The organism is Kitasatospora sp. NPDC059462 (assembly GCF_042749955.1).
GTDB lineage: Bacteria > Actinomycetota > Actinomycetes > Streptomycetales > Streptomycetaceae > Kitasatospora.
The window spans coordinates 1-8,836 of sequence record NZ_JBHYUU010000261.1 but is presented as its reverse complement, the minus strand read 5'-3'; the positions used below and the strand labels follow the sequence as shown (position 1 = coordinate 8,836).

General features: G+C 75.2%; 4 protein-coding genes and 1 pseudogene. 3 read left to right on the top strand and 2 right to left on the bottom strand.

Features of this window, described 5'->3' with window-relative positions; translation table 11 throughout:
- Complete coding sequence (locus tag ACFXAM_RS35910) at positions 1–1,236, bottom strand: DegT/DnrJ/EryC1/StrS family aminotransferase (protein ID WP_380297795.1); 1,236 nt, start codon at positions 1,234–1,236, stop codon at positions 1–3.
- Between the two features lie 255 nt (positions 1,237–1,491).
- Complete coding sequence (locus ACFXAM_RS35905) at positions 1,492–2,721, bottom strand: GNAT family N-acetyltransferase (protein WP_380297794.1); 1,230 nt, start codon at positions 2,719–2,721, stop codon at positions 1,492–1,494.
- Between the two features lie 374 nt (positions 2,722–3,095).
- Between ACFXAM_RS35905 and ACFXAM_RS35900 the strand changes: the two genes are divergently transcribed.
- The 3 genes and pseudogenes from ACFXAM_RS35900 (at position 3,096) to ACFXAM_RS35890 (ending at position 7,995) form a co-directional block, all read left to right on the top strand.
- Complete coding sequence (locus tag ACFXAM_RS35900) at positions 3,096–3,407, top strand: hypothetical protein (protein ID WP_380297793.1); 312 nt, start codon at positions 3,096–3,098, stop codon at positions 3,405–3,407.
- A 135-nt stretch (positions 3,408–3,542) separates the two neighbouring features.
- A complete protein-coding gene (locus tag ACFXAM_RS35895) occupies positions 3,543–6,590 on the top strand; it encodes an amino acid adenylation domain-containing protein (protein ID WP_380297791.1) in 3,048 nt (1,015 codons plus the stop codon).
- 428 nt (positions 6,591–7,018) lie between these two features.
- Positions 7,019–7,995 (top strand): annotated as a pseudogene (locus tag ACFXAM_RS35890) (universal stress protein).
- Positions 7,996–8,836 lie beyond the last annotated feature (841 nt).

Here is an 8,836-nt window from a genome sequence, read left to right as displayed (position 1 = left end):
TCACCGGCCCAGCACTCCGGCCACGACGGTGCGGAACCGGTCGGCGACGGCCTCGGCGTCGGCCGGGGTGCTGCGCGGCGTCAGGCCGAAGTCGGCGCCCAGGTAGGTGTCGGTGAGCCCGACGGTCAGCGCGACCGCGCGGGCGAGGACGGCGTCGGTCTGCGGCAGCGCGCCGGCCCGGTAGTCGTGCCGGGTCTTCTCCGGCGGCCGCCGGAAGGGGCTCGGGCGGGCGTCGCCGGCCATCAGGGCGGCGAGTTCGGGCAGGCCGCCGTAGTAGTGCTTGGGCGAGTGGAGCAGGGTGCGGGTGCCGAGTTCCTTGGCCACCGCCTCGGCGCTCGCCGGGTCGTCGAAGAGGTGCACCAGCAGGGTCGCGCAGTCGCCGGCGGCGTCGTGCAGCGGGCGCGGGCGCAGGCCGTCGCGGGCCGGGATCGCGGCGGACAGTGCCCGGGCCAGGGTCCGGTTGTGCTCCAGGACGGCGTCCAGGCGGGTGAGCTGGGCGCGGGCGACGGCCGCGGTGAACGGGCTCATCCGCAGGTTGAGGCCGAACAGCGGGTCGCCGTCGCCGGTCTCCTCGCCGTAGGGGTACCAGCCGTGGTGGTGGAAGGAGTAGGCGCGCCGGAAGAGGTGCTCGTCGGGGGTCAGCAGGAAGCCGCCGTCGCCGCCGGTGATCACCTTGAAGATGTTGGTGGAGAAGGCGCCGGTCTGCCCGAAGGTGCCGACCGGACGGCCCCGGTAGGTCGCCCCGCAGGCCTGGGCGGCGTCCTCCAGCAGGAAGAGCCCGTGGTCGTCGGCGATCTGCCCGAGGGCCGCCAGGTCGCAGGGCGCGCCGAGCATGTGGATGGGCATGATCGCCCGGGTGCGCGGGGTGATCCGGGCCAGGACGTCGGCCGGGTCGAGGGTCAGCGAGTCGTCGATCTCGGCGATCACCGGGGTGGCGCCCGCGAAGACGACGGCCGAGACGGAGGCGGTGTAGAGGTAGCCGGGCACGATGACCTCGTCGCCCGGGCCGATGCCGAGCGCGGCGAGGGCGGCCAGCAGGGCGGAGGTGCCGCTGTTGACGGCCAGGCAGTGCGGGCTGCCGAAGCGCGCGGACAGCTCCTGTTCCAGGCCGCGGATCTGGGCGTCCACGCCGGGTGGGCGGGAGTGCGCGTCGGAGGTGGCGAGCCAGGCGTCCACGACGTCGAGGAGGTTGCGGCGCTCCTCGGCGCCGAAGTGGGCGTATCCGGGACCAGGCATGAGGCTCCTAGGGTCTGTCTCTTGGATTTTGTCGGATCAGGCCGCGGCGTCTGGGTGCGTGCATCGCAAGGCGGAGGAGGGAGCCACTGCGGAGCATTGGCGACTGACGACAACGCGGCGAGGTGCGTGCCCAGGCGTCGCGGACCCGGCAAGGATCCAAGAGACAGGCCCTAGGTCGGAAGGGACGATCGGTGGCCGGCCCGGGGCGGGGGGGGACAGCGGGCCGGTGCGCTCGGGCCGGTGCGCGGCCCGGCGTCAGAAGACGACGGGGCAGAACGGGGCCGGGTCGTGGCGGAACGCCGTGGCGGCGGCCCGCACCGCGCCCGGGCGCAGTTCGCGGACCAGGCCCGCCAGGGCGAGCTGGACCAGGGAGGTGCCGCCGAGGTGCAGGGCCCCCAGCTCGCGGGCCGTCAGCTCCAGGTCGGCCGCGGCGGTGGTGGGCCGGCACTCGCCGCCCTCGGGGCCGGTGCGCAGCCGGAACCGCCGCTCGTTCCAGGGACAGAGCGGGTCGGTGACGTCCAGGACGACCTCGGTCTCGGCGGCGTAGCCGCGCTGCTCCAGTGCCCGCTGCACGTCGACCAGCCGGACGTGCAGCTGGTCGCGCAGGACGGGCGCCGCGCTGCGCGGGTCGGCGAGCAGGGCGAGCACCGGGTCGTCCACCGGCCGGTCGGCGACCACGACGGCGGCGAGGTCGACGTCGAGCAGGGCCTGCCACAGGGCCGCGTGGGAGGCGGGGTCGCGGGCGAACAGCTCGCGCACCGACACCTCGTAGCGCGGCACCGAGTCCTCCCAGGCCGCGGTCAGCCGGTAGAGGGCGTAGCCGGACGGCTCCCCGTCGTCCTCGGCCACCATGCAGAGCAGCCGCCCGGACCCGCCCCGGTGGTCGGGCAGGTCGAGGACGGCCCGGGCGGCCCAGGCGGCGTCGCGGCGCAGCGTCCCGGGGCGGTCCCCGGCGCACTGCGCGTGAACGGCGGCGAGCGCGGCGGTGTGCTCGTGCGGGTCGCCGATCCGGACGGTCCGCCCGCCGCCGTCCGTCCGCAGGTCACGGGCGTGCCGGGGGATCCGCACCCGGGCGGCCCGGCTGGCGAGGCCGAAGCCGAAGCGGCCGTAGATCCCGGCCTCGGTGGTGTTGAGGGCGGCCACCGGCTCGGCGCCCGCGTCGTGCAGGGAGTGCAGGACCCGCAGCACCATGGCGCGCATCACGCCGCGCCGCCGGTGCTCGGGGGCGACGCTCACGTAGCCGAGGCCGGCCACCGGGCGGGGGCCTCCCGGCAGGGTCATCTCCAGGGAGTAGACGGCGCAGGTCCCGCAGGCGCGGCCGCCGGTGCGGGCGACCAGGGATCGTTTGGGTTCGAAGATCGAGGCCGCCGAGGCGTGGTACTCCGCCGAGTGTCCGTAGCCCCCGTACGCCAGCTCCACGACCGGAGCGATATCCTCCCAGGAATCTGCGGCGGACAACTCCGGGACGATCGGGAATTCGGGCATGCCGATCACACGCTCCTCGCGTTCTCAAGGATTTCCGGGAATTCGGGTCTTGCCGGTCCGGCATTTGAGACGGCGCGTTTCCGGGGACTGGCGGACCAGCGCGCACAGCGGTCCGATGACCGGACCACGTCAGAAGCCACAGGTATAGCACGATCGAACCACGCGACGTCAAGGACCGCGCGAAATCCCGCGTGTTCACGGATTGGCGTGCGGATCAATATGCTCAACCGGAATTCGATGATTCGCATTCAGTGCTCTTGTGATCAATGGAGGATTCACTCAGACTCGGCAACGGCGGATGATCCCTGGTACATCGGCGATCCATTCTGATCCGCCCCCCTGCCCGTTTCTCTGACCACAGCGAGGAGACAGGTATGTCCAACCCCAGGTTCATCGCCGGCAACACGCCCGTCGACGACTGGCAGCAGCACGTCGAGGAGGACAACGGCACCGGCATCTACATCGACGTCGACACCTCCGCCGGCAACTTCGCCGAGACGCCGGTCTACACCGCCAACCTGTGCGGCCGTGACTCGATGTGGACGACCACCGGCGGGAACACCATCTACACCCCGACGGCGAAGGGTTTCCGGATCTACGTGCGCTGGCAGGACGGCCGTCCGCTGTCGGTCGAGTACGCCGTGAGCCACGGCTGGTACATCAGCTGGGTGGCGACCGAGGTCTGAGACCCGTCGCAGCCCCGTTGAGGCACTGATCCGCTCCCGGGCCGGGCCCCGCGCACCCCACGGGCCCGCCCCGTTCCCGCCACTGCCCCGTCCTTGTCCTCGTCCTCGTCCTCGTCCAGCGACCAAGGGAGAGCCATGCGAGCCCCGACCGAGTGGCACACGGGCCAGTACCGCGGAGAGACCGTCCCCCGCCCCGCCGGCGTCACCGCCTGGAGCCTCGTCGAGGCCGCGGCCGCCCGCACCCCCGACGCCGTCGCGGTCGAGCACCCGGGCGGCGCCCTGACCTACCGCGCACTGCTGCACCGGGCCGAGGTCCTGGCCGGCCGGCTGGCCCGCGCCGGGGTCCGCCGGGGCGACTTCGTGCCGCTGGTGATGTCCGGCGGCCCGGAACTGCTGGTCGCCATGCTGGCCGTCATGCGCTGCGCCGCGGTGTTCGTCCCGCTGGACGAGCAGTGGCCCGGGCCGCGCCTGCAGCCCATGATCGAGGCCTGCGGCCCCGCCGCCGTGCTGCTCTCCCCCGGCGCCGACCCCGGCGGCCGGCCGGTCCCCGTGCTCGCCGTCGACCCGGTGGGCGACCCGGTCGCCGGCCCCGCCACGGTCGCCGGCCCCGCCACGGACGAGGCCCCTCCCCCGTGGCCGGCGCCCGCGCCGCCCCGACCGGACGAACTCGCCTACGGCTTCTACACCTCGGGCTCCACCGGCACCCCCAAATGCGCCCTCAACCTGCACAGCGGCCTGGCGAACCGGCTGCTCGCCATGGGCCGCCGGTTCGGCACCTCGCCGCACACCGTTGTGCTGCAGAACAGCCGGCACACCTTCGACTCCTCGCTGTGGCAGCTGCTGTGGCCGCTCACCTGCGGCAGCCGGGTCGTCATCCCCCGCCCGCACGACGTCCTCGACCTGACCGCCACCGTCGAGGTGATCGGGCGCCACCGCGTCACGATGACCGACTTCGTCCCCACCATCCTCACCGCGCTCGTCGAACTCCTGGAATCCCGGCCCGAGTTGGTGAGCGGCCTGGCGAGCCTGCGGATGCTGCTGGTCGGCGGCGAGGAGATCGCCCCGGGCAGCGTGCGCGCCCTGCGCGGGCTCCTGCCGGACCTGCGGGTGACCAACACCTACGGCCCCACCGAGGCCTCCATCGGCTCCGTCTTCCACGAGGTGACGCCGCAGGACTCCGTGCCCGTGCCGATCGGCCGGCCGATCGACAACACCTGGGCGATCGTGCTCGACGAGCACGGCCGCCCCGCCCCCGACGGGGAGACCGGCGAGATCTGCATCGGCGGCGCCTGCCTGGGCACCGGCTACCTCGGCGACCCCGACCGCACCGCCCTGGCGTTCGTCCCCAACCCCTTCCCCGGGCTGCCCGGGCAACGGATGTACCGCACCGGCGACCTCGGCCACTACGGCGCGGACGGCCTGCTGTACTTCGACGGCCGGCGCGACCAGCAGGTGAAGATCGGCGGCGTACGGGTGGAACTCTCCGAGATCGAGCACGCGATCGCCTCCCACCCCGCGGTGCGCGAGGCGAAGGTCCTGGTCAGCGACCACGGCGGAGGGCAGCACCTGGCCGCCTTCGTCACCCTGCGCGGCGAGCTGACCAACGCCCGGCTCCGGTCGCACCTCCGGGCGCTGCTGCCGGCCGAGCTCGTCCCCAAGCGGTTCGTCCGGCTCGACGCCGTGCCGGTGAACGGCAACGGGAAGACCGACCGCAGGGCCCTCGCGGAACTCCTGCGCGCCCCCGCGCCGACCGACCCGGGCGGCTGGAGCGCCACCGGGAGCAGCACCGAGCGCGCCCTCGCCGACCTGTGGAACGCGCTGCTGCCGGAGCCCGTCACCGGCCCCGACGCCGACTTCTTCGACAGCGGGGGCGACTCGCTGCGCGCCCAGCGGCTCGCCCTCGCGGTGTCCGCCCGCTTCGCCACCCCGCTGTCGATCCGCGACATCGTGCACGCCCCGACCATCGCCCTGCAGGCCGCCGCGCTCGACGGCGTCCGCGCCCTGCCGGCCACCCCGCCCGCCGCCGCGGCGTCCGCCGCCGACCTGACGCTGCCCGCCGACATCCGGCCCACCGGCCGGCCGTCCGGCCCGCCCCGGCACCTGCTGCTCACCGGCGCCACCGGCTTCGTCGGCGCCCAGCTGCTGCGCGACCTGCTGGACGGCACCGACGCCGTCATCCACTGCCTGGTGCGCGCCGACGGCCCCGCCGCGGCCCGCCGACGCGTGACCGAGACCCTGCACCGCTACCGGCTCTGGTCCGAGCGGACCGGCCACCGGATCGTCGCCGTCCCCGGCGACCTCGGCAGCCCCCGGCTCGGCCTCGCCCCGGCCGACCACCGCCGGCTGGCCGAGCAGGCCGACACGGTGGTGCACGCCGGGGCCATGGTCAACCTGGTGCGCGGCTACCGCGCCCACCGGCGCACCAATGTCACCGGCACCGTCGAACTGCTCCGGCTCGCCGCCACCGGCCGGCCCACCATGGTGCACTTCGTCTCCACCCTCGCCGCCTGCCCGGCCGGGCCCGCCGGTGACGCCCCGGTCCCCGAGCGGCCGATCCCCGCCGGCCGGACGCCCGACACCGGCTACGGGCAGTCCAAGTGGGTCGCCGAACACCTGGTCCAGGCCGCCGCCGACCGCGGCATGGCGGTCGCGGTGCACCGGCTCGGCGAGGTCATGCCGGCCACCGGCACCGGCATCCCCAACCCCGGCTCGCGGGTCGAACTGCTCATCCGGGCCTGCCTGCGGGTCGGCGCCTGGTTCACCAGCGACCTCAGCACCGACTACACGCCGGTCGACCACGTCGGACGGCTGCTGGTCGCCGCCGTCACCCGCCGCGAGCCCGGCTACTTCCACCTGCTGCGCCCCGGTCCGCTGCCGCTCGACGACCTGCTCGGCGCCTTCGGCTCCGCGTTCGACCTGCGCAGGGCCGACTACCGGGACTTCTGGCAGGCCGTCCACGAGGCCGCGGCCGCCGAACCCGACGACCGGCCGCTGGCGGGGGCGCTGGCGCTGCTCCCGGTGCCGACCACCCGCCCCGAACGCACCCCGATGGCGTTCGAGGACGCCGCCGCCCGTTTCAGCACCACCCGGGCGGCCCGGCTCGCCGCCTTCGCCGACACCGGGTCCGTCCCGTCCAACCGCGACGGCCTGCACCGCTACGTCGCCCACCACGCCGGTCGCTAGTCAGCCGCTCCCCCTGGGCCGCCACCGTCCCCCGCCCGGTGGAGGCACCTCCCGGCCGCCACGGACGACCGACGTGGTGCGGCGCTACCTCCCGGCCGAAAACTGGGAACCACCACGCCCTGACGCCCCGACCCCGCCCCGAACCACACATCACACGCCCTACACCCACTTCCCCAGGCCGCACGCCCATCGGTGGGGGCGCCCCCCGGCCGATAGCTGGGGACCACCATGCCCTGCCGTCCCGGCCCCGGCCCGAACCACACAACACACGCCCGCCATCCACTCCCCCGGGCCGCACGCCCATCACCGTCCCCCACTCGGGCGAACGGGCGACGGTGGGCCGGGGCCGGGCCGTCCGGGCGCGGGTGCGGCGGGCGCGGGTGGCCCGGCCCGGGCGGGGCCTGCCGGGCGGGGCCGATGGTGGTGCCATGGAGGTGTGGGTCCGGGCCCCGCCCAGCAGGGCCGGACGCCACCGCCGCCCGCGCTCCGGACGGCGCCGAGCCGAGCAGCGTGGAGCAGCCATGACCGCCACCACCCCCGGCCCCTCCGGCGGTCCGGTCGTCCTCGGCGTCGACGCCGATCCCGGGCCCCTGGCCACCGCCTGGGCCGCCGACGCGGCCGCCCGCGGCGGACTCCCCCTGCGGCTGGTCCACGCGATCCCGTCGGTGGCCCGCGAATTCCGCCCGGCCGACGAGGGCCGCCACCACAAGGCGCTGCGCGAGCGCGCCGACCGGGCGCTGGACCGGGCCGCCGCCGAGGCCCGCGCACGCCACCCGGGCCTGGAGATCACCACCGTGGTCGAGGAGGACGTCCCGGCGCCCGCACTGTGCCGGGAGTCGGCGCGCGCCTCGCTGGTCGTCCTCGGCACCCGGCGGCTGAGCCGGGTCGCGGAGGTGCTGAGCCTCGCCTCGGTGACCGTCCCGGTGAGCGCCCAGGCCCGCTGTCCGGTGGTGGTCGTCCCCGGCCCGGAGCACATCACCCAGGACCCGCCGTTCGTCGTGGCCGGTCTGGACGGCAGCCCCGCCTCGGTCACCGCCCTCGGTTTCGCCCTGGCCCTCGCGGCGCAGCGCGGCGCCCGGCTGCGCGCCGTCCGGGTCCGCCCGCGCGTCCCGTTCGACCGCAGCGATCCGCTCACCGTCGAGGCGGAGCTGCGGCGCGAGCTGGTCGCGGCCACCGAGGGCCGCACGCGGCGCACCCCGGGGTGGGGCTCGGCCACGAGGTGCTGCACGGGCATCCCGTCGAGGAACTGGCCCGGACGTCCGAGCACGCGCTCGCCGTGGTGGTCGGGCGGCGGGGCGACGGCGGGTTCACCGGCATGCGGATGGGCTCCGTCCCGCACGGACTGCTGCGCCGCGCCCGCTGCCCCGTCATCACCGTCCCCGAGCCGCCGGCGGAGGGGCGCTGACCCGAAGTCGGCCCGCCCGACTCCCTGTCCTGCTCCATTGCCCATCTCACCCCGCCCGCCGCTGCGCACGAGCGGCTGGATTGGGAAGTCGGCCCACCCGACTTCCCGCTCCACCGGGCACCGATACGCCCGCCGGAACTTCTGCCGCGAGGACGTCTATGCGCGTAGATCCCGCAGCGGCTGGGAGTGAAAAGTCGACCTGCCCGACTTCCTGCTCCTCGCTCGCCTACCGCACCCCACCCGGCGTGGCGCGGGCGGCCGGATTGAGAAGTCGGCCCGCCCGACTTCCGGCTCCGCTGAGCACCGATACGCCCGCCGGGACCTCTGCCGCGAGGATGTCTATGCGCGTAGACCCTGCAACGGCTGGGAGCAGGAAGTCGGCCCGTCCGACTTCCTGCTCCACCGCATCCCGTTCGACCGTGGCGCGCGAGCGGCTGGATTGGGAAGTCGGCCCGCCCGACTTCTGGCTCCGCCGGGCACCGATGCGTCCGCCGGGACCTCTGTCGCGAGGACGTCTATGCGCATAGATTCCGCAGTGGTTGGGAGTGGAAAGTCGGCCCGTCCGACTTCCTGCTCCACCGCGCATCCCGTTCGGCGTGCCCCGAGCGACTGGATGGGGAAGTCGACCGGCCCGACTTCCCGCCGGATCGGAGAGGAACCGGCCGTGCCTACCGTGATCGTCTGCGGGAGCCTCCACGGCAACACCCGCGAGATCGCCGAGGCGGCCCGGGCCGCGGATCTGCCGGTGGTCGGCGGCCCGACCCGTCGGCGCGGCAGGTGGGCCCGGACCCACCGCGCGGGGGGCGCCACCGCCGCGCGGGCCCCCCCGGGCCGGGGCGGG